This window comes from Thalassospira profundimaris (assembly GCF_003326675.1).
Taxonomy (GTDB): Bacteria; Pseudomonadota; Alphaproteobacteria; order Rhodospirillales; family Thalassospiraceae; genus Thalassospira; species Thalassospira aquimaris.
Window position 1 is genome coordinate 42,158 of the sequence record NZ_JPWF01000001.1, and the last position, 26,375, is coordinate 68,532.

Here is a 26,375-nt window from a genome sequence, read left to right on the forward strand (position 1 = left end):
ATGCCCCGAACCCGTCGCGCACCTGATAAACAATCAAGTCGCAAGCGGGCGGAAAAGGCCGGACGCCGTGCAGAAATACTATGCGCCCTGTTTCTGCGCCTGAAGGGATATCGCATCCTTGCGACCCGCTATAAAAGCCCGGTCGGTGAAATTGATATCATAGCCCGGCGCGGAAAGGTCCTGATCGGGGTGGAGGTCAAAAACCGCCCCGACCGTGACACCGCCCTTTATGCATTGCGCCCCGACCAGCAAAACAGAATTGCCCGCACCCTTGCCGCCTATGCCGGTCGGATCGGCCATCATGGTGACATGCGATTTGATCTGATGATTGTGCGGGGCATCCGGGTCGAACATCTTAGCAATGCTTGGCATGTCAGCTAGCTGCGACCCGCGTCATGCCCCTAGGGATGCATCTTTGCACCCTTGGTAATTTTATCGACAAGGCGCTTGTCTGCATGAATGCCAATGCCGACAAATTTTGCCTGATCGGGATCGACAGCGGCAAAGACATCGCGATTGGCCGCATCATGCCCGGTGGCAAACATTTCTTCGATATAGCCCGACGCACGAATACCCCGATCAAGCACCCGACGGTGAATTTTGGCCATGGTGGCATCATCAGCTGCCAATACGATGGCGGGTTGTCGCGACAATGGATTGAAAATATTCTGCTTCGCATCGACATAGGGTTCACCGATGATATCGGGTGTCTGGGCGACAATACCGCTCATCAGAAAGGCAGTCACATTCAGCGATTGCCAGGCTTCAAGATCGTTGCGCAAAACCAGTGCGACTTTGGTGTCAAACATATGCGTCCTCCAACGGGTCGGATAATCAGGTGATGAAAGAAGCAGTAAGTCAGAACCCGGATCCCGGTATTGAACGTTTGTGCAAAAAGCGCGAACAATTCATTGCTGCACCGACCAGCGACGGGATCGAGCGGATCGAAGCCCGGTTTTACGGCAATATGTTCAGTCCGCACCGCCACGACACCTATGCACTGGGTATTACCATGCACGGTGTTCAGACCTTTAATTACCGTGGCGCATTTCGTGCCAGCAATCCAGGCAACGTGATCATCCTGCATCCCGATGAACTGCATGACGGCGGGGCCGGAACAGAGGACGGCTTGCAATACCGGATGCTTTATATTGAACCGGCATTACTGCGATGTGGCCTTGATCATGACAGCTCACCTTTGCCCTTTGTCGATGATCCGGTGATCCGGGACCCGCTGTTATGGGCGACACTTGCATCGGTTCTGGGGGAACTTGATAGCGACGTTGATCCGTTGCTTCGCGATCAGTTTGTTGCCGATATCGCCCAGCGCCTTTCGCTTCATGCCAAAGCCCCCTTGAAACAATCGCGCTTTAACGCAAGCCGGAACATGGATCAGGTCCGCGCCTTTCTGGAAGATAATTTTGATCGACCGGTTGCATCGGGTGAACTTGAACAGGTTGCCGATATGGATCGTTTTCGTCTTATCCGGCATTTCCGGGCGCGGTTTGGCACAACCCCGTACCGATATTTGATGATGCGTCGTTTGCAAAAGGCGCGCGCATTAATCGCCCTGGGTCAACCATTGGCCGGAATTGCCGCCGAAACCGGTTTTGCCGATCAAAGCCATTTCAATCGCCACTTCCGCCAAACCTATGGCCTGACACCAGGACGCTGGGCCGGATTGACCGGCATGGAAACCAACTGAAGCATGTGGTTTCACCACGCACACAAAAATGCATTTTTGCTGATAAACTGGTCCGGATTTTAAAACTCTTTAACCCCATGGCGCGATGATGGTTCTTCGGGATTGAGGGAATCGGGGCGAGACATCGTCATATGTCATCGGGAAAAGAAACAGGTTGGCGTCCAAACGCCAAACCGCCGAGCTATTCGGAAAACAGACTGCGCCAGATCTGCATGCTGATTTTTGGTGGGTTGTGTCTGCTTTCCCTTTCGGGTTGCGCATCCTTTGTCATCGGGGCAGGTGCGACAGCAGGTGTTGCCGCCATGCAGGAACGCGGCATCGGCGGTGCGGTCAATGACACAGCGATTACTGCAGAAATCTGGCAGAAATTTCTGGCGCAAGACGAAAAGCTGTTTCTCGATGTTGAAATTGAAGTGGTTGAGGGCGAAGTTCTGCTTGCAGGACGTGTACCATCGGTTGCCGATCAGCTTGAAGCCGTACGCCTGACCTGGCAGGTTGGTGGCGTTCGCAGCGTGATCAATGAAATTGATGTCGGATCGGGCAAGTCACTGATGGACAGTGCCGGTGATCTTATCATCACCACCCGGATCAAGGCCGCGCTGATGTTTGATGGCGATATCTATGCGATCAATTACAGCATCGAGACCGTAGACGGGACAGTGCATTTGATGGGCATCGCCCAAAATGAACGTGAACGCGAACGAGTCATTTCGCACGCCCGCGAGACCAGCTATGTCAAACGCGTGGTTAGTCATATTCGCCTGAAAGACGACGCAAACCGGCAAGGAACCTGATCCAATTAGTACCGTAAGCCACATTATCGCACCGACCGATCCGGATCGACAATGGCTTGTCGATTACGCCAAAGGCAACAAACCGGAGGCCAGCGTCGCCGAAGCGGCCCTTCATTTCGCACGGCTTAATCAGTCGGCAGAAGATGGCAGGCGCGATATTACCCCCTATTTGCATCATCTTGATGATCTGGCCGACCAGCTGCGCGCCGAACTGGCACGCGCAACATTGCAGCCGGATTTTGCATCTCTTGCGGAATCATCGCGGCTGCCGGTCGATGACAAGGAAGCAGAACCCACCATCGAACAGGTGGTTAAAAGTCTGCAGACCGTGATCGCCGAGCGCAACGGTTTTCAAGGCGATATCGATAACTATGACGACATGGCCAATGCCGATCTGTTGCAGGTCATCGAACGCAAACGCGGTCTGCCGGTTGCTCTTGGCTTGCTTTACATCCATGCGGCCCAGCGATGCGGAATTACGGTTACCGGTATCGATTTTCCGGGGCATTTCCTGTTACGGGTTCAGGTCAACGGCAAACGCCGCATGGTCGATCCGTTTCATGGCTGCATCACCCTCGGACCGGCCGAGTTACGTGAATTGTTGAAGTCTTTTAGTGGCCTTGATGCCGAGTTGGAGCCACGTCACTACCGCCCGTCCTCTGATGTCGATATTTTGTTGCGACTTCAAAACAACATAAAGGTTCGGGCCCTTCGCGCCGGTGAATTGACACTTGCAACCCGCGTCATCGAGCACAGTTTGCTGATCGCGCCAGAGCATGAAGGGCTTTGGCATCAGCTTGGCGCGCTATATGCCCGCCTCAATCAGGATCACAACGCACTTGGTGCGTTTGAGCAGTTCGTCAAACGATGTGAAGATCCGCTTCATCGTGCCCGGATCGAGGCCGTGATCGAAGAATTGCGTGAACGTCTTGATCAGGACGTCGCCAATCGGGACGACCAAAAGGAAGTATTGGCAAAATCGGAAAATGCCGAGCAATCCAACAAGGGTCAGCCGCAAAATATCAACGCACCAATCCCGCTTTTCCCTGATCTTGATGCCTGATTAGCGGGATGCACCCGCTCATTTTCCGATAAAAAACCTACTCACTCCGTGACCTCGAATTACGGTCACAGACCGTTGATTCACGCTCAAAATGGCCTATTTTACAAAATAGGATCATTTATTTATATCTAAAAATAAAACAATAAAGATAACTGTTTTTGCCTAAATACAGACAAACCGGTCCGTCCGAATTTCAGACCTCGAGGAACCACCGTTATTTCAGACCTCAACGTCACTTAAAAACTCTTGTTCGACCATTTTTTGCGGTATTTGGGCGTTAGAGCGCGGATTTCCATCAGAAAACACTGAACAACCGTCAACCCCGCAGAAACAGGGGATTTTGGACGCCCGGTATTTTCTTCCGGATGAAAAATCCCCGCATCATCCGTAACAAGACGAAAATTCGAACCGGATGCAGATCGATTTATCCGGATAACCAACCGAAAAAACATCTTTTGCAGTTTTTCCCTATTCTTAACGGCAGGTTAAACAACCGGGCACGAAACGGTCGCAAGACTTGCACCCTGATCTGCAATGCATATACTCCGCGCCAGACAGATTTCAGGGGTCTTGAACACGGTAAATTGCCGGTTTGGGACACCGGTGCGGCACACCGGACTTTTCACGGTGCCGTTCAAACCGACCATATTGCAGGAATGAACTAGATGAACGACACCACGGTCGACGTTGTTGGTATTGGCAACGCCATTGTCGATGTCCTTGCCCATTGCAAGGAAGAAGACCTGACCCGCCTGAACCTTGTTAAAAATGCCATGACCCTGATCGACGCGGAAACCGCCGACAGCCTGTATGAGCAGATGGGTCCGGGCATGGAAATGTCTGGCGGCTCGGCCGGCAACACCATGGCAGGCATTGCAGCCCTTGGCGGCAAAGGTGCCTATATCGGCAAGGTGCGTGATGATCAGCTTGGCCAGGTCTTCCGCCACGATATCCGTGCAATTGGTGTTCAGTTCAATTCTGCACCGGCCACTGCCGGCTCGCCGACTGCACGTTGCCTGATCTTTGTGACCCCGGATGGCCACCGCACCATGAATACCTTCCTTGGTGCCTGCACCGAGCTTGGCCCGGACGATATCGACGAGGATCTGATCAAGTCGGCCAAAGTGACCTATATGGAAGGCTATCTGTGGGATCGCCCGGAAGCCAAGGAAGCCTTCATCAAAGCTGCAAAGGTTGCCCACGAAGCCGGTCGCCAGGTTTCAATCAGCCTGTCTGATTCCTTCTGTGTCGATCGCCATCGGGATTCATTCCGCGAACTGGTGCATAATCATATCGACGTGCTGTTTGCCAATGAAGACGAAATCAAGTCGCTTTACGAGGTAGAGACCTTTGAAGAAGCCCTTGCCGAAGTCCGCAAGCATTGCAAGGTCGCAGCCCTGACCCGTGGCGAAAAGGGTGCCGTAATCGTTGCCGAAAACGAGCTTTATGAAATCAGCGCCGAACCGGTTGCCAAGGTGGTTGATACCACCGGGGCCGGCGATCTGTTCGCATCGGGCTTCCTGTATGGCTATACCCAGGGCCATGAACTGCCGGTTTGTGGTCAGCTTGGTGCTATTTGCGCATCCGAAGTCATTTCCCATATGGGTGCACGCCCGGATGCCGATCTTAAGGAACTGACTGCCAAGGCGATCTGATCGGATTTTCTGACGGTTATCTGTCACATCAAAAGATTTCACGGGACGGCAACAATCCATTGCCGTCCCGTTTTTTTTCGCCAATTGCGCACATTAGTCACCGGTTTCCGGGCATTGCAGCGCAACACAAACATTGACTTTATTCAAACTTTAGCGCAAACAGCCCGCATTGCAGAAAAATCAACCCCGCATGGCGCGCACAAAGCTGGTCATTCGCCTTCACATTGGCTATGACAAGGCGGCCTTCGGGCAAGATGCACGAAGCCCGGACCAGTAAACATTCAGCATGCGCCGCGTTTTAAATGGATCACGCGGGAGTGGTGACCTTGTTGATCGAACGATATCGGTCATATGGCTGCTGAATATCTACTGGCCTTGATACGTTTTACTGACCGATGCGCATGGGCAGCCCCCGGCGCGCGGCATTTTTATTTCTGGAGTCCGCGCCCATGAGCTTGCGCAATATCGCCATCATCGCACACGTTGACCACGGCAAAACCACGCTGGTCGATTCCATGTTCCGTCAGTCCGGTGTTTATCGTGACAACCAGCGCGTTGATGAACGTGCAATGGACAGCAACGATCTGGAACGTGAACGTGGTATTACCATCGTTGCAAAACCGACCGCTGTTCAGTGGGGCGAAACCCGCGTGAACATCGTTGATACCCCGGGCCACGCCGATTTCGGCGGTGAGGTCGAGCGTATCCTGTCCATGGTCGAAGGTGTTGTTCTGCTTGTTGACTCTGCCGAAGGCCCGATGCCGCAGACCAAATTCGTTCTGGGCAAAGCCCTGAAACTGGGGCTGAAGCCGATTGTTGTCATCAATAAGATCGACCGCCCGGACCAGCGCGCAGAAGAAGTTCTCGATGAGATTTTCGACCTGTTCGTATCGCTTGAAGCATCTGAAGAGCAGCTCGACTTCCCGGTTCTCTACGCATCGGGTCGTGACGGCTGGGCCGCTGAAAGCCCGGAAGGTCCGAAGGAAAACCTGACCCCGCTGATGGAACTGGTTCTGAACCACGTTCCGGCACCGGACGTCGATGAAAACGCACCGTTCGCGATGCTGGCAACCATGCTGCATGCTGACAACTTCCTCGGTCGTATTCTGACCGGCCGTGTCTATCAGGGCCGTGCGAAACTCAACATGCCGGTTAAGGTTCTTCGTGGCGACGGCACCGTTGAAACCGGCCGTCTGTCGAAACTGATGGGCTTCCGCGGTCTGGAACGTGTCCCGCAGGACGAAGCTGTTGCCGGTGACATCATCGCGATTGCCGGTCTGACCGAAGCAACCGTTGCTGACACCATCTGTGCAACCGACAATACCACCGCAATTGAAAGTCAGCCGATCGATCCGCCGACCCTGGCCATGACCTTCTCTGTTAACAACTCGCCGCTGGCCGGTCAGGAAGGTGACAAGGTTACCTCGCGTATGATCCGTGCCCGTCTTGAGCGCGAAGCCGAAGGCAACATCGCGATCAAGATCGGTGAAACCGCCGATAAAGACGCGTTTGAAGTTGCCGGTCGTGGTGAACTTCAGCTGGGCGTTCTGGTTGAAACCATGCGTCGCGAAGGCTTCGAGTTGTCGATCTCGCGTCCGCGCGTTCTGTTCCAGGAAGTCGACGGCGTCATGTCCGAGCCGTACGAAGAAGTTCAGGTTGACGTTGACGAAGAATATTCCGGCGTCGTGGTCGAGAAAATGAGCCTGCGCAAGGCTGAAATGACCGACATGCGTTCTTCCGGTGGCGGCAAGACCCGTATCATGTTCCTTGCACCGTCGCGTGGCCTGATCGGTTATCACGGTGAATTCCTGACCGATACCCGCGGTACCGGCGTTATGAACCGTGTGTTCCATTCCTATGGTCCGGTCAAAGGCTCGATCGCTGGCCGTCGTAACGGCGCACTGATCTCCAACGATCAGGGTGACGCAGTGGCATATGCCCTGTTTAACCTTGAAGATCGTGGCATCATGTTCATCGAACACGGCGAACGCGTTTATCAGGGCATGATCATCGGCGAACATAACCGTGACAACGACCTTGAAGTGAACGTGCTTAAGGGTAAGAAGCTGACCAACGTCCGCGCATCGGGCAAGGACGAAGCTGTTACCTTGACCCCGCCGCGTCGCATGACCCTTGAAGAAGCCCTGTCCTACATTCAGGACGACGAGCTGGTCGAAGTTACCCCGCAGAGCGTACGTATCCGTAAACTGCACCTCGACCCGAACGTTCGTAAGCGCGAAAGCCGCAAGAAAGAAGGTTAATCCTTTCTTCTGCGTCAGAATTCAAAAGGGCCGGTCCGATGGATCGGCCCTTTTTTGTGGTTCGGCTACCGGATTTCCCGCACCGCCTCTTCGCTGATTGCCGGATTGGCTATTCATTAACCTGTTTACACTAGCTTCTTCGCAGCGTGTTTCAGGTTGGGGGAAAGAAATGCACAGCGCAGAAAAGCGAAGCTGGGGTGAGGCCTTTGTCGCCTTTATTCACCCACGTGTGATCACCATGCTGTTTCTGGGACTGTCGGCGGGTATTCCCATCCTGTTAATCTTCTCGACCCTGTCGATCTGGTTGCGCGAAGCTGGCGTGGATCGATCCACGGTGACCTATTTTAGCTGGGCCGCGCTTGGCTATTCCTTCAAATTCGTCTGGGCACCGCTGATTGACCGATTGCCTTTCCCGATCCTGCACGGGCTTTTGGGCCGCCGACGCAGCTGGTTGATCATTGCCCAATGCTGCATTATTGCCGCTATCCTGTGGATGGGGCTGACCGATCCGGCCGAAAACCTGACCATGATGGCCTTTGCTGCGGTGGCGCTTGGCTTTGCATCCGCCACCCAGGATATCGTTATTGATGCCTATCGTATCGAGGCGGCCGATGCCGACCTTCAGGCGATGATGAGTTCGGCCTATATCGGCGGATATCGTATCGGCATGATTGTAGCTGGTGCGGGCGCACTGACGATTGCCGGGCTGTTTGAGGCCGAAGGCACCTATCAGCATTTTGCCTGGACGGTTGCCTATGGCTGCATGGCCCTTGCCATGTGTGTTGGCGTCATTACCACCCTTCTGGTCCGTGAACCCGATGCCCCCAAAGCCGAAAGCAAATATTTCCACGAGACATCGGACTATGTCCGCTTCCTGTTGATGTTTGCGGTCACCGTCATCGCCTTTATCACGGCCAACAGCTATGCCGGGGGCCTCACCGATCCGTTGAAAGCAGCATTGACCGACGGCGGCATGATCAAGGAGCTGTCAGGCTTTATTGCCGGAACCCTCAAACTTGGCATTTCCGTCGCAGTTGCAATCCTTGTGGCCTGGCTGACCACGCGGGTTGGCCTGACCCCCACCGGCATGGTGCAGGAAACCTATATTTCGCCGGTGAAGGATTTCATTGATCGTTACGGCAAAACGGCAATCATCATTCTTGCCCTGATCGGGGTTTATCGGATTGCCGATATCGTCATGGGTGTGATGGCCAATGTGTTTTACACTGACCTTGGATACACCAAGGAAGATATCGCTTTTATTTCCAAGACATTCGGTTTGTTCATGACCATCGGTGGCAGTTTCCTTGGCGGGCTGTTGTCGGTACGTTATGGCGTGGTCAAGATCCTGTTTCTGGGTGCCTTGCTTTCGGCCATTACCAATATCCTGTTTGCCTTCATGGCGCAGCTGGGCCCGAATACCGAGATGTTCATTGTCGTCATCATGGCCGACAACCTGTCTGGCGGTCTGGCCACTGCGGCCTTCATTGCCTATCTGTCCGGCCTGACCAATATTTCCTTTACCGCCATGCAATATGCGATCTTCAGCTCGATCATGACCCTGTTCCCCAAAATCCTTGCCGGGTTCTCGGGGACTGTGGTCGATGCAGTTGGATATAGCTGGTTCTTTGTTGGTACGGCTGTGATCGGCATTCCCGTACTTTGGCTGGTGGTGCTGGCCGGACGCCTGACCGAGGTCAAGGATACGGTCCGAACCGAAACCGACCCCGCCTGATCAGGATCACAAACCCCAAAACAAAACCGGACGCCCAATGAGCGTCCGGTTTTTTAATATCTGGTCTGCGTTACGGGGACTGCCCGCCTTTTACTGACCGTTTCAGGCGGCCTGTTCGGCCTCGTCCTGGGTCAGAAGCGCGTAGATCGCGTCAGCGGATCCAGCCCCGCGCAGTTTGTCGCACATGCCCTGGTTACGCAGCAGACGAGAAATCCGTGCGAGTGCCTTGAGGTGATCTGCACCGGCTTCTTCTGGTGCGATCAGCATGCAAAACAGGTCGACCGGGTGTTCATCAACTGCATCGAACTCGATCGGGTTACCTGCACGGGCAAAGACCATGTAGAGCCGATCAAGATCATTCAGCTTGCCATGCGGAATCGCGACACCACCGCCTACGCCAGTGCTGCCTAGTTTCTCACGATCAAGCAGGACAGAGAAAATCTCGCTTGCATCGCGTCCGGTAACTTCGGCTGCTTTTTCGGCAAGTTCCTCAAGCACAGCCTTTTTCGCACCGGACCGCAGTGCCGGAATGACCCCGGACGGGGTAAGTATAGATGATATGTCCATTTTTCGCGTTGCGTTGTTTGGCTCGGAATCTGTGTTCGTCACGCGCCACCAGCATCACTATCGTTTGGATCAAGCCAACCGATATTGCCATCGGAGCGACGGTACACAACATTCAACCCGCCATGTTTGCCATTCCGGAACATAAGTGCCGGAATGTCCCCCAAGTCGAGCCGCATGACAGCTTCTCCGACAGAGAGCGTATCAATGCGATCCGGTGTCTCGGCGACAATCACCGGTTCATAGCCGTTTACGTGATCGTCATCCGAATGATCGTCATCTTCTTGTGCGATTACATAATGAACCGCTTCAAGGCGTGCCTGCTCGTGATAGTCCCGGCTTGCGTGATGATCACGCAGACGCCTTTTATAGCGCCGCAACTGCTTGGCCACTCTGTCGCAGGCTCCGTCAAAGGCCGGATAAACTTCATCCGCCGATGCCTTGGCCTGTATCATCATGCCCTTGCCAACATGGACCGAAATTTGTGCCTGATAGAGATGTGCCTGTTTGGTGATTGTCACCGTGGCCTCGATCGCGTGATCGAAATATTTCTCTACCGCAGGGTCCAAGGTCTCGACGACGTGCTGCCGAAGTGCATCACCGACGTCAAGTTGCTTACCGATAACCGTAATTTGCATGGATCGCCTATCCCCAGTTGAGTGACTTCCCAGTACATATGGATGTTTGGTGCCCCTCAATCAGGAGGCCGCACCATATTCCCTCGTCATTGCCAAGTCAAGATATGGGTGTATTTCGTTTGATTACAGTGCCTTACAGTTCAAATTCTCGATAAAACGATGCTAGGAAGCACGTGATTTTTTTTCGCGCCGACGCTGGACTGACGAAGGAATGCGCATCGCTTCCCGGTATTTTGCCACTGTTCGACGGGCAATGTCGATCCCTTCCTTCCCAAGCAGCTCAACGAGTTTGTCGTCTGACAGAATCTTTTTCGGATCCTCGTTATCAATCAAAGACTTGATCCGGTGACGCACAGCCTCGGAAGAATATGCATCACCGCCGTCCGAAGACGAAATTGCCGTGGTGAAGAAGTATTTTAACTCAAACATGCCCCGTGGTGTTGCCATGAATTTTCCGTTTGTGACCCGGGACACAGTGCTTTCATGCATTCCGATGGCTTCGGCAATATCACGCAAAATAAGCGGGCGCAGATGCGATACCCCGTGGGTAAAGAATCCGTCCTGTTGGCGGACAATTTCACTGGCGACCTTCATGATCGTCGTTGCCCGCTGATGCAGGGCCTTGACCAGCCAGTTCGCGGTTTGCAGCCTTTCACTCATGAAGCTGCGTTCTTCGCGGTCACGCAGGCCTGAACCGATCTGGGCGACGTAATCCTCATTGACCAGAACACGTGGCAAAGCTTCGGAATTCAGCTCCAGATGCCAGTTACCATTGCCAGCAGACCGCATCAGCACATCGGGAATAACCGGGGTTGCAGCTTCGCCATCGGCGGTGCGGCCCGGGCGCGGATCAAGGGTTTTGATCTCGGCGATCATGTCATGAAGATCGTCGGCATCCACACCGCAAATCCGGCGCAACCGGTCAAATTCACGTTTCGCCAGAAGATCAAGATTGGCCAGCAAAGCCGCCATCGCCGGATCAAAGCGGTTCTTGTCGCGCAATTGCAGGGCAAGACATTCAGAAAGATCGCGGGCAAAAATACCGACCGGATCAAATCCCTGAATGACAGCCAGAACCCGTTCGACTTCGGCCATCGGGCATTCCAGCGCCTCGGAAACTTCATCGAGGTCGCCGCTTATATAGCCGTTTTCATCAAGCATATCGATCAGGTAACTGCCGATCATTCGCGACATCGCATCGGCAAAGGCAATGTTAAGCTGATCATCAAGCGACTGGCGCAGGGTTGCTTCGTCGGCCAGGGTCTGTTCCAGACCGGGAAGATCATCACTGCTGCCCGAACCGGACCCGCCGGTGCCGCTGCCATAAGGGGATGCGTAATCGTGATTGCCGGCAACCGGTTCGCCATTGCGCGAAATTTCGCCTTCGCCGTCGTAAAGCGCGTCACTAGATACATCAAGCGGACCATCATCGCCGCCCATGGTTTCACTTGCGGTCAGACGATCCGTGCCAAACCGGTCATCGCGGTCAGCAAAGTTATCGCTGGATCGGCTGTCGATACCATCGTCGCCATTGCCAACTGCACCATCACCAGATTCGGCAAAGGTTTGGCCAGGATCTGCCCGCTCCAGCAGCGGGTTCTCCAGAAGTTCGCTATCGATGAAATTGGAAAGCTCAATATTATTGAATTGCAGCAGCTTGATCGCCTGCTGCAGCTGGGGCGTCATGACAAGAGACTGGGACTGACGTAAATCGAGCCGCGCCTTCAGGGCCATTTATGCACTACCCCGTGTCAATCCGATCGTCCCCCCCAAGACCATTATCCTCGTCTGGTGTTTTTGTCCGGTCTCTTTATCAAAGGCTGAAACGGTCGCCCAGATAAACCCTGCGAACATCGTCATTTCTGACAATCTCGTCAGGACCACCTTCCATCAAAACCCGACCGTCATGCAAGATATATGCCCGGTCAATAATGTCGAGAGTCTCGCGCACATTGTGGTCAGTAATCAAGACCCCAATGCCACGATCTTTCAGATGACGTACAAGATCACGGATATCGCCCACCGCAATCGGGTCAATCCCGGCCAGCGGTTCATCAAGCAGAACAAAATTCGGATGGGCTGCAAGGGCACGTGCGATTTCGCAACGACGGCGTTCCCCGCCCGAAAGTGCCAGTGCCGGCGTACGGCGCAAATGTTCGATTGCGAATTCCGCCAGAAGGTCTTCAAGATTCTGTTCGCGCTTGATGCGGTCATCTTCAACCACTTCAAGGACGGCCATAATATTCTGTTCAACCGTCATGCCACGGAAAATCGAGGCTTCCTGTGGCAGATACCCGATTCCAAGACGCGCGCGCTGATACATCGGCATCGCGGTAATATCGCGCCCGTCCAGGGAAATGGTCCCCCGATCCGATGCGATCAGGCCGGTAATGATATAGAAACTGGTGGTCTTGCCCGCACCGTTCGGCCCCAAAAGACCAACCGCCTCGCCGCGTTGAACAGAAACAGACACGTCTTTAAGAACAGGACGCTTCTTGAAGCTTTTGCCAAGATTATGCGCCACCAGGCCCTTGTTCGCGGTGATCAAACGCGGACCACCTGCGGTCCCCGTCCCTGAGGATGCTTGCGCACCGGCAGACGCTGCTTGCGTCTTTGCGTCATCGGATTTTACGCCCTTGCGCGACCAGAACAAATTACCGACCTTTCCTCAGTTACCGGTCCCGGCACCGGCCGGGTTCTTATTTTCGTCTTTTTCGGGAACCAGAAGACCACGAACACGGGACTTTCCGCCGCCATTGCCATCCGCGGTCAAACGGCTGATGCCGGTATTGAGATCGACAACTGCGCGATCCCCGTTCAACTGATTCTCTCCGCGCGTGATCTTAACCGATCCGATCAGGGTCGCGATACCCGTTTTCGCATCATAAACGCCTTGATCCCCCACGACAAAGTCGGTGGGTGTGCGGATATTTACATTGCCCTGACCATCAATACGGCGCAACTCATTTGCCCCGTTCTTACCAGCATCAAAACGCGCGGTCAGCGTATCACCACGAAGGGTACGTTCCTCGGACACCGCGACGGCATCGCCGCGCGCAACTGCAATCCGATCAGTTTCCCAATATTCCAGACTGTCACGTGCAGTCAGCGTTTCCTTGGGCGTGGTATATTTCAGGTTATCACCGGTCAGAACCACGACCGCCTGATCAATGTCGTAAACCGCCTTGTCGCCAGTCGCAACATCGGTATCCGAGGACAGTTTGACATTGCCGATCGCAATGATGCGGTAAATCTCGCTATTGCCGTCACGATCACGATAAAGCGCCTGAAGTTCATCGGCATCGACCCGCGACGTGCCGCGTTTGGCCACCGCATTGCCACGTGCAATCAGAAGCTGCTCATCGCGACGCCATTCAATGCCGTTATCAGACTCGACTTCCAGACCACCGCCGCCATTCTGTGCCAGTCCCAGCGGATTGGCCTGTGCAATGTTTGAAAGGCCATAAAGCCCCAGAACAGTCCCGCCAAGCATCAATGCAGCAACGAGTGTCCCGGCTTTGCGGGTCAGAAGCCCCTTCACGATCATGACTTCCCTTTCATTGCGCTATCGAAAATCACCAGTTTCGATTTCCCCAAAAAGCGGATCACCGCCCCCTTGTTTTCTAGCTCGAACCCGGAATCGGATTTGATCGTGCCAAACGGCCCCTGACCATCGACCGGAACAGTACCGCTGGCATTGCCGGAATTCATAGCAATTTCAGCTTCTTCGGTATGAATTTCAAAGCCGTTATCGTGATACATATTGACCGTACCAACAAGGTCGAGCATCCCGTTTTCTTCGGTATAGAACCCTTCATTGGCGGTCAGGGCGATCCATGAACCGTCTTCAAGCGTAATGTCGGCCTGCGGCGCATCCAGATAGACATGCTGGGTGCGTTCCTGCGTTTCCGGCGACTCGATGGCTTCGCGTGCGGTCACGGTGAAGGGCTGCTTTTTACCATCCACGCCAAAGAAGCGCGGATTGGTCATGGCAACATTTTCCATCAGATCTTCGGGGGATGTCGAAAAACCAAGCCGGAACCCGCTATCCTGAACCTGTTCGATCTGCGGCCACAACACCACCAGCGCCATCAGCGTCAAGGCAATCAGCGGCAGCACAAACTTCAGCAAATTCACGATCATCCGTCTGAGCGGATTGATCCGGACCTCGCGCCGACCAGAAGGCAACCGGTCGCGTGAAAGGCCTTCGGCCCTTTGCGATGCGACCTTTGGCGTGCCTTCTGTGCTCATTGCTTATGCCACCCCTGAACGCAAAAGATCATGGATATGCACAAGACCAACCGGAATACCGGCATCATCAAGCACGAACAGCGCAGTAATGCTGCGATCATTCATGATGGCAAGGGCCTCGACCGCCAGCGCGTCGGCATGGGTGACTTTCGGCCCGGCCGTCATGACATCACCAACCTTCATCGCCACCAGATTATCGGCCATGTGACGGCGCAAGTCGCCGTCGGTTACAATCCCGATCAGGGCTCCGGCATCACCCAGCACCCCGACACAGCCAAATGAATGACCGGTCATAGTGACAAGGGCCTCGGACATCAGGGCATCACGGGCAATCAAGGGCAGGCTTTGCGCATCATGCATGACATCATGGACATGCAACAAACGCTGACCCAGCTTTCCACCCGGGTGGAAAGTACGGAAATCTTCGGCACTAAAGCCGCGGCGCTCCATCAAGGTCACCGCAAGCGCATCGGCAAGCGCCAGCATCGCCGTGGTCGAGGTGGTCGGGGCCTGTTTGTTCGGGCAGGCTTCCGGGCTTGCCGGCAAGACAAGCGGGCAATCGGATTGCTTGGCAAGCGAGCTTTCCGGTTTGCGGGTCATGCCGATCAGCGGCACATTGAAACGGCGGGTAAAGGCGATGATATCGGAAAGTTCGGGAGTTTCGCCGGAATTCGACAGGGCTAGAACCGCGTCATCCTTGCCGATCATGCCAAGATCACCGTGGCTTGCTTCGGCCGGATGGACAAAGAAGGATGGCGTGCCGGTCGAGGCAAAAGTCGCCGCGATCTTTTTGGCGATATGACCACTTTTGCCCATGCCGGTAATGACCAGACGGCCCTTGAGCCCTTCGATCAGATCAATTGCCTTGCAGAAATCACCATCAAGCGAAGCTGCCAGTTCGCGCAGCGCGGATGCTTCGATATCGAGAACCCGGCGCGCAATCGCAAGATCGGCGTCAGAAGCCGGAACCGGTACATTTTTGGGGGTGGGAGCGTTCGTGGTCACTGTCATCTGTTTCTTGTTTGCGTTTCCTGCCCGGAGATAAGGCAATTGGCCCCTTATGCAAGGTCAATGCGCCAAAACTATGAACCTGCCGGGCGGAACGGTCAATTGCCGAGCCGCCCGAATACAGCTTCAATATTCACAGGCAGTTAACTGCCATGCTTAATGGGCAAAAATATCGGTTTCTTCCCAACCCGACAGGTCAAGTGTCGCGCGAGCCGGCAGAAAATCGAAACAGGCTTGGGCAAGTTCGGTGCGCCCTTCGCGGGCCAGACGACGATCAAGCTCTTCCTTGGCCTTGTGCAGATACAAAACATCCGACGCGGCGTAATCGATCTGTTCCTTGGTCAGCTCGGCTGCACCCCAGTCGGAGCTCTGCTGCTGCTTGGAAATCTCGACCCCGACCAGCTCACGCAGAAGGTCTTTAAGACCGTGACGGTCGGTATAGGTACGGATCAGTTTGGAGGCGATTTTGGTGCAATAAACGGGCGCACAGCGCACACCGAGATATTTGTCCATGACCGCAATGTCAAAACGCCCGAAATGAAACAGTTTCAGGACCGACGGATCGGCCAGAAGTTTCTTGAGGTTCGGTGCGCTGTAATCTTCTCCATCGAACTTGACCAGATGGGCATCACCATCCCCGCTCGAAAGCTGCACGACACACAGACGGTCGCGGTGCGGGTTCAGGCCCATGGTTTCGCTGTCGATTGCCACGACCTTGCCAAGGTCAAGATCGTCCGGCAGATCTCCGAGATGGAGGAAGTTGGTCATCGCGGTTCTCCAAATTTTCAAATTTGCCTGTTCTTAACACAGCAAACCATCCATCGCACCGCAAAAGTCATACGAATTGAAGGGTTTTTCGCACTTCTGTGCGGGTTTGAACGGCAAAATCACAGAAATTTAGGCCAAAACGACAATACCCCAGCACATCAGAAATGTGCTGGGGTATGGTGCCCAGGAGAAGACTCGAACTTCCACGACCTAATGGTCACTGGCACCTGAAGCCAGCGCGTCTACCAATTCCGCCACCTGGGCATAGGGGCTTCTGGTTTGTTCGGGCGGTGTCCGCCGGAACGGGGCGGAATATACGCGGTCAGCTTAAAGTGTCAACCAACTTTTTGATGGTTTGGTGAAACTAAATCACGCAAAGCCGCCTTGGGCCGAAAACACAAGGATTTTCCTTGGTTTTCGGGGATTTTCACATCACGCGGAATGGTCGAACAAATAGCCCAATACACCGTTCAACCGGTTTCTGCCCTGCTGCGTCGCCCGAAGACCCGCAGAATCACAGACCAGATCACCCGAAACGATCAGGGTTTCGAGCCGTTCCGAATCCAGCACATCGCGCGGCGCCTTGCCAATAATCCGTTCGAACCGCGATACAGGAATGGTTTCATTAAGCCGCAACCCCATCATCACCATTTCAAGCAAGCGTTCATCGGCATCAAGTACGGTTTCTTCCTGGGTGCCGTGACCATGCTTTTCCACCCGATCCATCCAGATTTCCGGCGCACGGTGGCGGCGCACGGCCATCGGCACGGTGCTGCCATCGGGTTGGATCACGGCTTCGCGGCCATGCGCACCCGGGCCAATGCCCAGATAGTCGCCATAACGCCAATAAACCAGGTTATGGCGGCTTTCCTGTCCCGGTTTGGCGTGGTTGGAAACCTCGTAACAGCGATAGCCCGCCGCCTCGGTTTCTTCCTGGGTGATTTCATAAAGCTCGGTGGCAAGGTCTTCATCGGGCACCACCAGTTCACCACGTTGATGCAGGGTATAAAACTGTGTGCCCGGCTCGATGGTGAGCTGATAAAGCGAGATATGACCGTTGGCGATATCAAGCCCTTCGCGAAGTTCCTTGCGCCATGCCTTGGGGTCATGTTCCGGGCGGGCATAGATCAGATCAAACGAGAAACGGTCAAATACCGTGGTCGCGACATCCAGGGCACGCAACGCTTCCTTGGCGGAATGCACCCGCCCAAGGAATTTAAGATCACGATCATTAAGGGCCTGAATACCGATGGACACCCGGTTGATGCCATTCGCCGCAAAGGCCGAAAACCGGTCAATCTCCACCGTGCCCGGATTGGCCTCCAACGTGATTTCAAGATCGTCGGTGACCTTCCAATAGGTCTTGATATCAGCAATCAGCGCACCTGCGGTTTCCGGGTCCATCAGCGACGGCGTGCCACCGCCAAAGAACACCGAGCCAACAACACGGCCCGGATGGCGTGCGGCACCCGCAGCAAGTTCTGCACGCAGCGCCTTGCGCCAGCGAGCATGATCAACACTGTTCGCAACATGGCTGTTGAAATCGCAATAAGGGCATTTCGACAGACAGAACGGCCAGTGGATATAAATGCCAAAGGGCACGGTTTCAGAAAACGGTGCAGACACGCGGAACTCTTTTCAAATGCAGGTCAATATGCGGGAGGCAGTGCCCATAAACTAACACGCACCGCCGATCATGACATCAGCGATGCGTGCATGGGTTCGATGCAGCGTTTTGCCTATTCGAAGCAGGCTTTGACCAACTGGGCAAAAGCATCGGCACGGTGGCTCATTTCATGCTTTTTGGACGGATCCATTTCGCCAAAGGTTTCGTCATATCCCTTGGGCTGGAAAATCGGGTCATAGCCAAAACCATGACGCCCGCGTTTCGGCCAGACGATTTCACCTTCAACCTTGCCTTCGAAATTCTCGACATGCCCGTCCGGCCAAGCCAGTGACAGCGCACAGATAAAGGATGCCCGACGGTCAGGATGATTACCGATCCCGTTCTGGACCTTTTCCATCGCCATGTCGAAATCCTTGTCTGGCCCGGCCCAGCGTGCCGAATAAATACCCGGTGCGCCATCAAGGGCTGAAACCGCAAGACCACTGTCATCGGCAAGAGCCGGAAGATTTGCACCCGTTGCCGCAGCCATCGATTTCAGCTGCGCATTGCCGATAAAGGTCTTTTCGGTTTCTTCGGGTTCCGGAAGATCAAGTTCGCCAGCCGAGAAAACCTCGATCCCGAACGGTGCGAGCAACTCGCCAATTTCCTTGATCTTGCCTTTGTTGTGACTGGCGATCACCAGTTTCTTTTCCGTAAAACGACGGGCCATTTTTCTGCCTGGGATACAATAAGGGTCAGATGCGAAAAGCGGCAGGTGGGATGCCTGCCGCAAATTTCATTTTCAATTAAAGGCCAAGGGCCTCGCGCTGTTTGGCAAACAGCTCTTTGCAGCCTTTTTCGGCCAGCGCGAACATCTTGTCATAAGACTCGCGATCAAACGGTACGTCTTCGGCCGTGGCCTGAACCTCGACGATGCCGCCATTGCCTGCCAATACAAAGTTGGCATCAGCACCGGCATTGCTGTCTTCGGCATAATCAAGATCAAGGACCGCTTCGCCGTTATAGATACCGCACGAAATGGCTGCGACCGGCTGGGTCAGCGGGATTTCCTTGATCAGACCAAGGCGACGCACGCCCTGAAACGCCAGATGGGCTGCAACATAAGCACCCGTGATCGACGCGGTACGCGTACCGCCATCGGCCTGAATGACATCACAATCCAGACGCATCTGCATTTCACCCATCGCCTTCATATCAGCAACGGCACGGATCGAACGACCGATCAGGCGCTGAATTTCTTGGGTGCGGCCCGACTGACCGCCACGGGCTGCTTCACGCTGCATGCGCGAATCGGTGGCACGCGGCAACATGCCGTATTCCGCAGTGATCCAGCCTTTACCGGAATTGCGCATCCAGCCCGGCACCTTGTCTTCGACCGTCGCAGTACAAATGACATGGGTGTCACCGAACTTGATCAGGCAGGAGCCTTCGGCATATTTCGAAACACCGGTTTCAATGGTTACGTCACGAAGCTGATCAGGGGTACGGCCGGATGGGCGCATGAGTGGGAACCTCTTGGTTGTCGGTCTGATACCGGGGTTTAAGCCGCGATTCAGACAGGCTTGAAATTTGGCCCAAAGTAAGATGACACCCGCCAAAGGTCCAGCAGTTTCCCCGTCAATTTCATCCCCGATTCGCCACATAACCGTCGCGATCATAAACAACGTTTTCAAACCAAGTACTTGAAACCGGTGTGGCTTCGGGCTTTTGCGCTGCACCGCCGGAATTGACGGATAAACAATGGCTGACTAAATTCTCGTTAGCTTGATCTGCACCCGTTGGCACGGAACACATGGCGTATTTTGACGATACATTGCTGGGCGATATGAATGCGCGGTCACGTGAAGTGTTCCGCCAGATTGTCGATGCCTATGTCGAAACCGGCGAGCCGATCGGTTCGCGCTCTATCGCGCGCCGCATGTCCGAAAGCCTTTCGGCGGCAACCATCCGCAATGTCATGTCCGATCTTGAAGATATGGGTCTTCTGGTCGCACCGCATATTTCCGCCGGACGCCTGCCCAGTGAAAAGGGATTGCGGCTGTTTGTGAATGCATTGATGGAGGTCGGCGACCTTCCCAACGCCGAACGCGATCAACTAACCAAGAATTGTGAACAGGCGGGCTATTCGCTTGATCAGATGCTGGGCGAAGCCACCACCATGCTTTCGGGTCTGTCGCGCTGTGCCGGATTGGTGGTTGCGCCGAAAACCGATGGCATCCGTCTTAAACAGATCGAATTTGTCGCACTTTCGCCGGGCAAGGTGCTGGCGGTTCTGGTGTCGCAGAACGGCAGTGTTGAAAACCGAATCCTTGATGTTCCGGTCGATTTGCCCGCCTCGGCATTGACAGAAGCGGCGAATTATCTAAATACCCGGTTGGCTGGAAAGACTCTTGATGACGCAAGAATTCTGATCACGCAGGAACGCGATCAGATCAAGCAGGAACTTGATGATCTTTCCGCCAATCTGATTGATGCGGGCCTTGCAACATGGGCCGGCGGGGTCAAGGGATCGTCCCTGATTGTTAAGGGACAATCCCAGCTGCTTGAAAATATCGACACGATAGAACAGCTTGAGACCGTTCGCCGCCTGTTTAACGTGCTTGAGGCCCGTGATCAGACGATTGAGTTGCTCGATGTGACCACGGATGCCCAAGGCGTTCAGATTTTCATCGGGTCCGAGAACAAACTGTTTGGCGGATCGGGTCTTTCGATGGTGATTTCGCCCTATCAGAATGCTGAAGGCAGCATTGTGGGTGCAATCGGGGTTGTCGGACCGACCCGGATCAATTATGCCCGGATCATTCCGCTGGTCGATTACACCGCCAAACTGGTCGGTCGACTGATTGGATAAATCGCGGCGCTGCGTGTCAGGCCGCATAACGTGAAAGTACAAGGTTAGCCATGTCGGAAACCGCAAAGAACACCCCGGAAGATCTGCAGGACGTTAACGCCGCAGAAGAAACCGCCGCTGAAGAGGTCGCAGCAGAGGCGACCGCAGAAGCAGAAGAAATCATCATCGAAGACCCGGTCGCAGCCCTTGAGGCCGAAGTCGCCGAGCTGAAAGACCGTCTGTTGCGTCAGGCCGCCGAGGTGGAAAACACCCGCCGCCGCGCAAAAAAAGACGTCGAGGATGCCGGGAATTATGCGATCACCAAATTTGCCCGTGATCTTCTTGATGTTGGTGACAACCTGCGCCGCGCGCTTGATGCTGCAGGTGACACTTCCAATGCCGATCCGGCAATGAAGACCCTGTTTGACGGCGTTGAGATGACCGAAAAGGCGCTTCTCAAGGCGATGGAACAGAACGGCATCGAAAAGCTGGAGCCGCTTGGTGAAAAGCTTGACCCCAACATGCATCAGGCGGTGTTTGAAATGCCGAACCCGGCATACCCGGACGGTCATGTTGCCCAGGTCATGCAGGCCGGCTACGTCCTTAAGGGTCGCTTGCTGCGCCCGGCAATGGTCGGTGTCACCAAGAACCCGGCGGGCGACCCCCCTGCCAAGGAAGAAGGTCCGGGCAGCAACGTTGATACCTCGGCCTAAGCCAGACAAAACAGAGATAAACCGGTTTTAGCGGATCGGGTTTATGAAAGCGGCCCTGCCAGACATACTTGGCGGGGCCGTTTTATTTGCATTAGGCTATCTGATACGCGACGACCCAACCCGTTATCAAAGGATGCCCGATATGCCGCTTCGCCCTGATCTGATTGAAATCCTGCGCAATGAATGTGCGCCGATTGTCATTCTGACAGGTGCAGGCATTTCAAAAGAAAGCGGTCTTCATACATTTCGCGATCCTGACGGCATCTGGGCGCAATACGATATTTCCGAGGTCGCGACGCCCGAGGCCTTCATCAACAATCCCGATCTGGTGCATTACTTTTATAATGACCGGCGCGCCGGATTGCTGGACCCGGCAGTACAACCCAATGCAGCGCACATTGCCCTTGCCCGGCTGGAAGCGGAATGGACGGGCCCGGTTTTGCTGGTCACCCAGAATGTCGATGATTTGCATGACCGGGCCGGGTCAAAGAACCTGATCCATATGCATGGCGAGTTATTGAAAATTCGCTGCAATCACTGTGATCTTCTTAGCCGCTGGTCGGATGATCTTGCCAAGGAAACCACCTGCCCGTCCTGTGGCAAAGCAGGTGGTCTTCGCCCGCATATCGTGTGGTTTGGTGAAATGCCCCTTCAGATGGAACGCATATACGAGGCCCTTGGTCAGTGCGGCCTTTTTATCTCTATCGGAACGTCGGGCAATGTTTATCCGGCAGCCGGATTTGTTCAGATCGCCCACGAAGAAGCAGGTGCCGAAACCGTCGAGCTTAATCTGGAGCCAAGTACAGGCGCGACGCTTTTTGAACATAGTGCCTATGGGACGGCAACCGATCTGGTGCCGACCTTTGTTGCCGCATTGCTTGGCGACTAGAATGTTACCAGATCGCGAAACTTCTTCTCGCCATCGCGGCTGAACCGGACAATGCGCGACTCGCGCACCCGGCTGGCCCAGCCCAGATCATAAAAACGATCCAGCAAGGCCGCGCCAAACGATCCGGCCAAATGTGATTGCCGGGCACTCCAATCCAGACATTCCCGACACAAAGGTCTTCGTTTGCTGCGCAAACCGTCCAGATCAATGCCAAATTCAGTGGCAAAGCTGATCCCGGCCGAAGTCAGAACAACGCCATTCAGATCACTTATGATGAGCTTGCGTTTGGTCAGCCCGTCAAACAGGGCAACGCCCATATCACCCGCCAAATGATCATAACAGACGCGGGCGTGACGCAATTCCGGGTCCTTTGGCCCGGTCCGTACCCGGTTATGACCAACCCGGTTGGCAATCCCCATCAGGACTTCAAGTGCCTCGACAATATCGGGTCCCGACAGGGTGAAATAGCGATGGCGCCCCTGCTTGCGCGGGGTGACGATCAGGCCAGCTTCAAGCTTTGCCAGATGCGAGCTTGCGGTTTGTGGCGTAACACCGGCTTCTTGCGCCAATTCGGTTGCGGTCAATGCCCGACCGCTCATTAAAGCGGTCAGCATATTTGCGCGGGCCGGATCACCAAGCAATGCAGCCACGTGGGCAATATCGGGTCCTTCTTTCATCCTTCGATAATAATCGAAATGTCATCGCCAAACAACGGCCCGCAAAGCAAAAGGCGGGCAGAAACCTGCCCGCCTGCGTCATCATCGCTTGCAATGATTTTTGTCGCTGATCAGTGGGACAGGCCCGAACCACCCACCGCAACAATATTGAATGGCAGCCCGTCGACCGGGATTTCACCATTGCCTGCAAAAGTTTCGGTATCAACAAGTCGGACAAGATGTTCGCGCGGATCAGTCACGCTAATCACGTCACCGGCAACTGCAATGCGCGGACGCGGATCACGCCAATGGCCATCCTTGCTATAGGGTTTGGTGATTTGGACGGACCGGACAATCTTGCCATCCAGCAAATCCACTGCATGAAGATAGCCATCCTCGGTGAAGACATAGGCAATGGTCACACGCGCCGGATCAAGGATGAAATGCACATACCGGACCGGCAGGTTGATCAGATGAAACGGGTTCTGTTCGGCATGATCGATAAAGACCAGCTTGTCTGAACCGTAATCACCAAGGAAGAACTGCATCGCCTTGCCACCGGCCAGATGCCCGACACGCCCCTCGGGCATGTCCTTGCCATAGGGCAGCATTTCAACTGTCGGCGCATCATCACCGTTCTGATAAGCGATGATCACCCCTTCCTCACAGCCAAAGGCCGTTACACCGGCAGACGATGCTTCGCCATGCAAACCTGTGCAGGTATGAACAGGACCAACCTGTTTTCCGTCCTGATCAAGAACCTTAAGGCCCAGCCGCGGCGGCAAACTTCCCGGCTTGGTTTCAACAGCAAGATTTGGCTCGGAGATCAGATGATAGTTCCCCTTTGGCACAACAACGCCATGATGCGGCGCGCTGCCCGTAACGGTTTTATGCCCGGGCTTTCCGGCAATCAGATCGCCTTCATCAAAGACCTTTGCCGCACCCTCGCCGTCAAAGAACATATAGAATGCGCCATGATCGGGCACCGCGTGGACCGGGCGTTTGCCCGCAATGGTTATGGGCAGCAATGCCGGATCATGAATTTCAAGATCGCTGTGATCCCCGTGCGAGGACAACTCAATACCGCTATCGATCATATGGACAACATCATGATCCATCTGGACAGCGGCCAGGGTTCTGCCGCTTTGGCTTGGTACAAGATGCGTGACATAGCCCGTGGTGGCAAACCGGTCGATCACCGATTTCTGTTCCAGATCAAGGACCGTTACCCTGCCTTCTTCCTGATCGGTGACGAAAAGACGCCATGCCTGTTTGGTTTCATCATCGGCCCGGGCAACAGAGACACCCAATACCGGCATCAGAACCGCACCACTTATGATCGCGGCCTGTACCATATGTTTGAACAACGAACGCTCCTATTAAATGTTATGTTATAACGTAACATTTAATAGCGTCCTTTTTCACACCTGTCCATGCCCGTCACGTTCTTTGCTGTCGCTTCTTGTTAATTGCTCATAGTTCGATCCGCATCGAAGCAACAGGGCGATCATTTGCGCTATCTCCGACAAATACCGGGCCATTACCGGTTTCGTCGCCATTTGCACAAGGAAGTCCGCCATGATCACCTGCTTTATCCGTTACGAGATTGATCCTTATAAAAAGGACGCCTTTGTCCAATATGCCGGCAACTGGGGACAGGCCATTCCGCGGTGCGGGGCGGATCTTGTCGGCTATTTCGCCCCGCATGAAGGATCGGTCTCAACCGCCTATGGCATCTATCATTTGCCCGATCTGGCATCATATGAAGCCTATCGTGCCCGGTTAAAGGATGATCCGCTGGGCCGGGAAAATTATGAATTTTCACAGCGAGAGAAATTCATCCTGCGCGAAGAACGCCAGTTTCTCAAAATTGCCTCCACCCCGCATACGGAGCTGATCAAGCCATGATCGCGGTCATTTTCGAAGTCACACCAAAGAAGACGCACTATGACGACTATCTTGCCATTGCTGCCAATCTCAAACCCGCGCTTGAAAAGATGGACGGCTTTATCTCGGTGGAGCGTTTTCAAAGCCTGACCACACCGGACAAGGTGCTGTCACTGTCTTTCTGGCGTGACGAGGATGCAATCAAGGCTTGGCGCAGTTTGGGCGACCACCGTGCGGCCCAGTCCAAAGGCCGGGCTAAAATCTTTGAAGATTACCGTCTTCGGGTTGCCGGGGTGATCCGTGATTACGGCATGAATGACCGTGATCAGGCCCCGGACGATTCCCGACAGCAGCATGATCTGTGACGATTGATTAAAAAGCCTGCTTATGCCTTGGCCGGTTTCGGGGATGTTTCGTCATCCCCGATTTCTTCGGCATCGGCCACCTGTTGCGGCTTTGCCCCGCCTTTGTAATCCAGAAGCATCACCGCCAGAATGACGATCCCTGCCCCGATAAAGATGACGGGCACCGGCAACATGTCAAAGAAGATCAAATCCATCGCGACCGAGAATGGCAGGGCGGTATAAGCCGCTGGCGAAACAACGCTGGCATCAGCCACGCGCACTGCACGCAAAACCATATAATTGGTCATCATCGCAAAGAAACCGGCCCCTGATGAATAGGCCCAATCGGCAAAGGATGCGGGCTGCCAGGAGATCAAGGCAATCGGCACCCAGATCACGACCGCAATGATTTGCGGCCAGAACAGCATGGAAAAATTGGTTTCGGTGCGCGTCATCACCTTGGCAAACAGGGTCTGTGCCGAAAAACAGAAAGCCCCGAACAAGGCCGCAGCAACACCAAGCGGCACCCCGAACCCGTCCATACGTGGTGCGCACATCACCCAAACCCCGACCAAACCAAGCAGGGTGGCAATCATCTTACGGGCCGTCAGCTTTTCACCCAGAATGACAACCGCCAGCAAGACGGTCAGCAAGGCTTCGATAAACAGATAGGCATTAACCTCGGCGATGCTCATCTGACGCAGCGCAAAGAACACGAAAAACAGCGATCCGTACCACAGAACACCACGTGCGATATGGGCCATCGGCCGCCGGGTACGGATCGGGCGTGTGCCGACAAACATCAGAATGATCAGAAACACCGCAACCGTGGTCAATGCGCGCATGGCAAGGATTTGGGCAGTCGGAACGTCATGGGATACCAGCTTGGCGCAGACATCGACAAAAACGCCCGATGCCATCGCAGCAGTCATCCATAAAACGCCGCGGACATTTCCGCTCAGGCGCATCAACGTCCCGGTCATGATC

Annotated in this window: 27 protein-coding genes and 1 tRNA gene; 12 read left to right on the top strand and 16 right to left on the bottom strand. The window is 54.5% G+C overall.

Annotated features, from left to right (window positions below; all coding sequences use genetic code 11):
- Nucleotides 1-381 carry a YraN family protein gene (locus TH19_RS00200; protein ID WP_114100316.1) on the top strand — a complete coding sequence of 127 codons (381 nt, stop codon included), beginning with the start codon at nt 1-3 and terminating at the stop codon, nt 379-381.
- A 20-nt stretch (nt 382-401) separates the two neighbouring features.
- On the opposite strand, the gene TH19_RS00205 is transcribed toward TH19_RS00200, so the two are convergent.
- On the bottom strand, nt 402-809 hold the full coding sequence (locus TH19_RS00205; protein WP_114100317.1) for a DUF2000 family protein: 408 nt from the start codon (nt 807-809) through the stop codon (nt 402-404).
- Between the two features lie 32 nt (nt 810-841).
- Here TH19_RS00205 and TH19_RS00210 point away from each other — a divergent pair, with 32 nt between their 5' ends.
- The 6 genes from TH19_RS00210 to TH19_RS00240 all read left to right on the top strand — a co-directional run bounded on the left by TH19_RS00210 (nt 842) and on the right by TH19_RS00240 (nt 9,213).
- Nucleotides 842-1,705, top strand: a complete 864-nt coding sequence (locus TH19_RS00210) for an AraC family transcriptional regulator (RefSeq protein ID WP_114100318.1) — start codon at nt 842-844, stop codon at nt 1,703-1,705.
- A 131-nt stretch (nt 1,706-1,836) separates the two neighbouring features.
- Complete coding sequence (locus TH19_RS00215; protein WP_258547758.1) at nt 1,837-2,499, top strand: BON domain-containing protein; 663 nt, start codon at nt 1,837-1,839, stop codon at nt 2,497-2,499.
- Between the two features lie 169 nt (nt 2,500-2,668).
- Nucleotides 2,669-3,562 carry a SirB1 family protein gene (locus TH19_RS00220; RefSeq protein WP_258547759.1) on the top strand — a complete coding sequence of 298 codons (894 nt, stop codon included), beginning with the start codon at nt 2,669-2,671 and terminating at the stop codon, nt 3,560-3,562.
- 665 nt (nt 3,563-4,227) lie between these two features.
- Nucleotides 4,228-5,217: an adenosine kinase gene (locus TH19_RS00230; RefSeq protein ID WP_114100321.1), complete on the top strand. Its 990-nt coding sequence runs from the start codon at nt 4,228-4,230 to the stop codon at nt 5,215-5,217.
- Nucleotides 5,218-5,666: 449 nt separating this feature from the next.
- A complete protein-coding gene (gene typA, locus TH19_RS00235) occupies nt 5,667-7,478 on the top strand; it encodes a translational GTPase TypA (RefSeq protein WP_114100322.1) in 1,812 nt (603 codons plus the stop codon).
- Between the two features lie 169 nt (nt 7,479-7,647).
- The gene (locus TH19_RS00240; protein WP_114100323.1) at nt 7,648-9,213 is read left to right on the top strand and encodes an AmpG family muropeptide MFS transporter; all 1,566 of its coding nucleotides are present in this window, start codon (nt 7,648-7,650) and stop codon (nt 9,211-9,213) included.
- 102 nt (nt 9,214-9,315) lie between these two features.
- Here TH19_RS00240 and ptsN read toward each other — a convergent pair whose 3' ends face one another.
- The 12 genes from ptsN to rph all read right to left on the bottom strand — a co-directional run bounded on the left by ptsN (nt 9,316) and on the right by rph (nt 19,571).
- Entirely contained in the window at nt 9,316-9,780 is a 465-nt protein-coding gene (gene ptsN / locus TH19_RS00245; protein WP_114100324.1) for a PTS IIA-like nitrogen regulatory protein PtsN, read from the bottom strand.
- Between the two features lie 38 nt (nt 9,781-9,818).
- Nucleotides 9,819-10,415, bottom strand: coding sequence for a ribosome hibernation-promoting factor, HPF/YfiA family (gene hpf, locus TH19_RS00250; protein WP_114100325.1), 597 nt, complete (start codon nt 10,413-10,415; stop codon nt 9,819-9,821).
- A gap of 162 nt (nt 10,416-10,577) precedes the next feature.
- Nucleotides 10,578-12,149, bottom strand: coding sequence for an RNA polymerase factor sigma-54 (gene rpoN / locus TH19_RS00255; protein ID WP_114100326.1), 1,572 nt, complete (start codon nt 12,147-12,149; stop codon nt 10,578-10,580).
- 79 nt (nt 12,150-12,228) lie between these two features.
- The gene (gene lptB, locus TH19_RS00260; protein ID WP_114100327.1) at nt 12,229-13,068 is read right to left on the bottom strand and encodes an LPS export ABC transporter ATP-binding protein; all 840 of its coding nucleotides are present in this window, start codon (nt 13,066-13,068) and stop codon (nt 12,229-12,231) included.
- Between the two features lie 15 nt (nt 13,069-13,083).
- Nucleotides 13,084-13,962: an LptA/OstA family protein gene (locus TH19_RS00265; RefSeq protein ID WP_114100328.1), complete on the bottom strand. Its 879-nt coding sequence runs from the start codon at nt 13,960-13,962 to the stop codon at nt 13,084-13,086.
- Entirely contained in the window at nt 13,959-14,666 is a 708-nt protein-coding gene (lptC, locus tag TH19_RS00270) for an LPS export ABC transporter periplasmic protein LptC (RefSeq protein ID WP_114100329.1), read from the bottom strand. Before lptC ends, TH19_RS00265 begins: the two co-directional genes overlap by 4 nt.
- A 3-nt stretch (nt 14,667-14,669) precedes the next feature.
- Nucleotides 14,670-15,677 carry a KpsF/GutQ family sugar-phosphate isomerase gene (locus TH19_RS00275; RefSeq protein ID WP_114100330.1) on the bottom strand — a complete coding sequence of 336 codons (1,008 nt, stop codon included), beginning with the start codon at nt 15,675-15,677 and terminating at the stop codon, nt 14,670-14,672.
- 153 nt (nt 15,678-15,830) lie between these two features.
- Nucleotides 15,831-16,442: a ribonuclease D gene (locus TH19_RS00280; protein WP_114100331.1), complete on the bottom strand. Its 612-nt coding sequence runs from the start codon at nt 16,440-16,442 to the stop codon at nt 15,831-15,833.
- Between the two features lie 177 nt (nt 16,443-16,619).
- Nucleotides 16,620-16,706, bottom strand: a tRNA-Leu gene (locus TH19_RS00285).
- Between the two features lie 168 nt (nt 16,707-16,874).
- Nucleotides 16,875-18,068: a radical SAM family heme chaperone HemW gene (gene hemW / locus TH19_RS00290; protein ID WP_114100332.1), complete on the bottom strand. Its 1,194-nt coding sequence runs from the start codon at nt 18,066-18,068 to the stop codon at nt 16,875-16,877.
- Nucleotides 18,069-18,181: 113 nt separating this feature from the next.
- Nucleotides 18,182-18,778 carry an RdgB/HAM1 family non-canonical purine NTP pyrophosphatase gene (rdgB, locus tag TH19_RS00295; RefSeq protein ID WP_114100333.1) on the bottom strand — a complete coding sequence of 199 codons (597 nt, stop codon included), beginning with the start codon at nt 18,776-18,778 and terminating at the stop codon, nt 18,182-18,184.
- Nucleotides 18,779-18,854: 76 nt separating this feature from the next.
- Nucleotides 18,855-19,571: a ribonuclease PH gene (gene rph, locus TH19_RS00300; RefSeq protein ID WP_114100334.1), complete on the bottom strand. Its 717-nt coding sequence runs from the start codon at nt 19,569-19,571 to the stop codon at nt 18,855-18,857.
- A gap of 290 nt (nt 19,572-19,861) precedes the next feature.
- On the opposite strand from rph, the gene hrcA reads away from it, so the two are divergent.
- The 3 genes from hrcA (at nt 19,862) to TH19_RS00315 (ending at nt 22,501) form a co-directional block, all read left to right on the top strand.
- A complete protein-coding gene (gene hrcA / locus TH19_RS00305) occupies nt 19,862-20,920 on the top strand; it encodes a heat-inducible transcriptional repressor HrcA (protein WP_114100335.1) in 1,059 nt (352 codons plus the stop codon).
- Nucleotides 20,921-20,970: 50 nt separating this feature from the next.
- Entirely contained in the window at nt 20,971-21,612 is a 642-nt protein-coding gene (gene grpE / locus TH19_RS00310) for a nucleotide exchange factor GrpE (RefSeq protein WP_114100336.1), read from the top strand.
- A gap of 142 nt (nt 21,613-21,754) precedes the next feature.
- Entirely contained in the window at nt 21,755-22,501 is a 747-nt protein-coding gene (locus tag TH19_RS00315) for an NAD-dependent deacylase (RefSeq protein WP_114100737.1), read from the top strand.
- On the opposite strand, the gene TH19_RS00320 is transcribed toward TH19_RS00315, so the two are convergent.
- Together TH19_RS00320 and TH19_RS00325 are read right to left on the bottom strand one after the other, a co-directional pair.
- A complete protein-coding gene (locus tag TH19_RS00320) occupies nt 22,498-23,178 on the bottom strand; it encodes a helix-turn-helix domain-containing protein (protein WP_114100337.1) in 681 nt (226 codons plus the stop codon). The two genes, TH19_RS00315 and TH19_RS00320, sit on opposite strands and share 4 nt — an antisense overlap.
- Nucleotides 23,179-23,288: 110 nt before the next feature.
- On the bottom strand, nt 23,289-24,524 hold the full coding sequence (locus tag TH19_RS00325) for a metallochaperone AztD (RefSeq protein ID WP_220151676.1): 1,236 nt from the start codon (nt 24,522-24,524) through the stop codon (nt 23,289-23,291).
- A 211-nt stretch (nt 24,525-24,735) separates the two neighbouring features.
- Here TH19_RS00325 and TH19_RS00330 point away from each other — a divergent pair, with 211 nt between their 5' ends.
- Together TH19_RS00330 and TH19_RS00335 are read left to right on the top strand one after the other, a co-directional pair.
- Entirely contained in the window at nt 24,736-25,065 is a 330-nt protein-coding gene (locus TH19_RS00330) for an NIPSNAP family protein (RefSeq protein WP_114100339.1), read from the top strand.
- Nucleotides 25,062-25,409, top strand: coding sequence for an antibiotic biosynthesis monooxygenase family protein (locus TH19_RS00335; RefSeq protein ID WP_114100340.1), 348 nt, complete (start codon nt 25,062-25,064; stop codon nt 25,407-25,409). Before TH19_RS00330 ends, TH19_RS00335 begins: the two co-directional genes overlap by 4 nt.
- Before the next feature lie 20 nt (nt 25,410-25,429).
- On the opposite strand, the gene TH19_RS00340 is transcribed toward TH19_RS00335, so the two are convergent.
- Complete coding sequence (locus TH19_RS00340; RefSeq protein WP_114100738.1) at nt 25,430-26,371, bottom strand: DMT family transporter; 942 nt, start codon at nt 26,369-26,371, stop codon at nt 25,430-25,432.
- Nucleotides 26,372-26,375 lie beyond the last annotated feature (4 nt).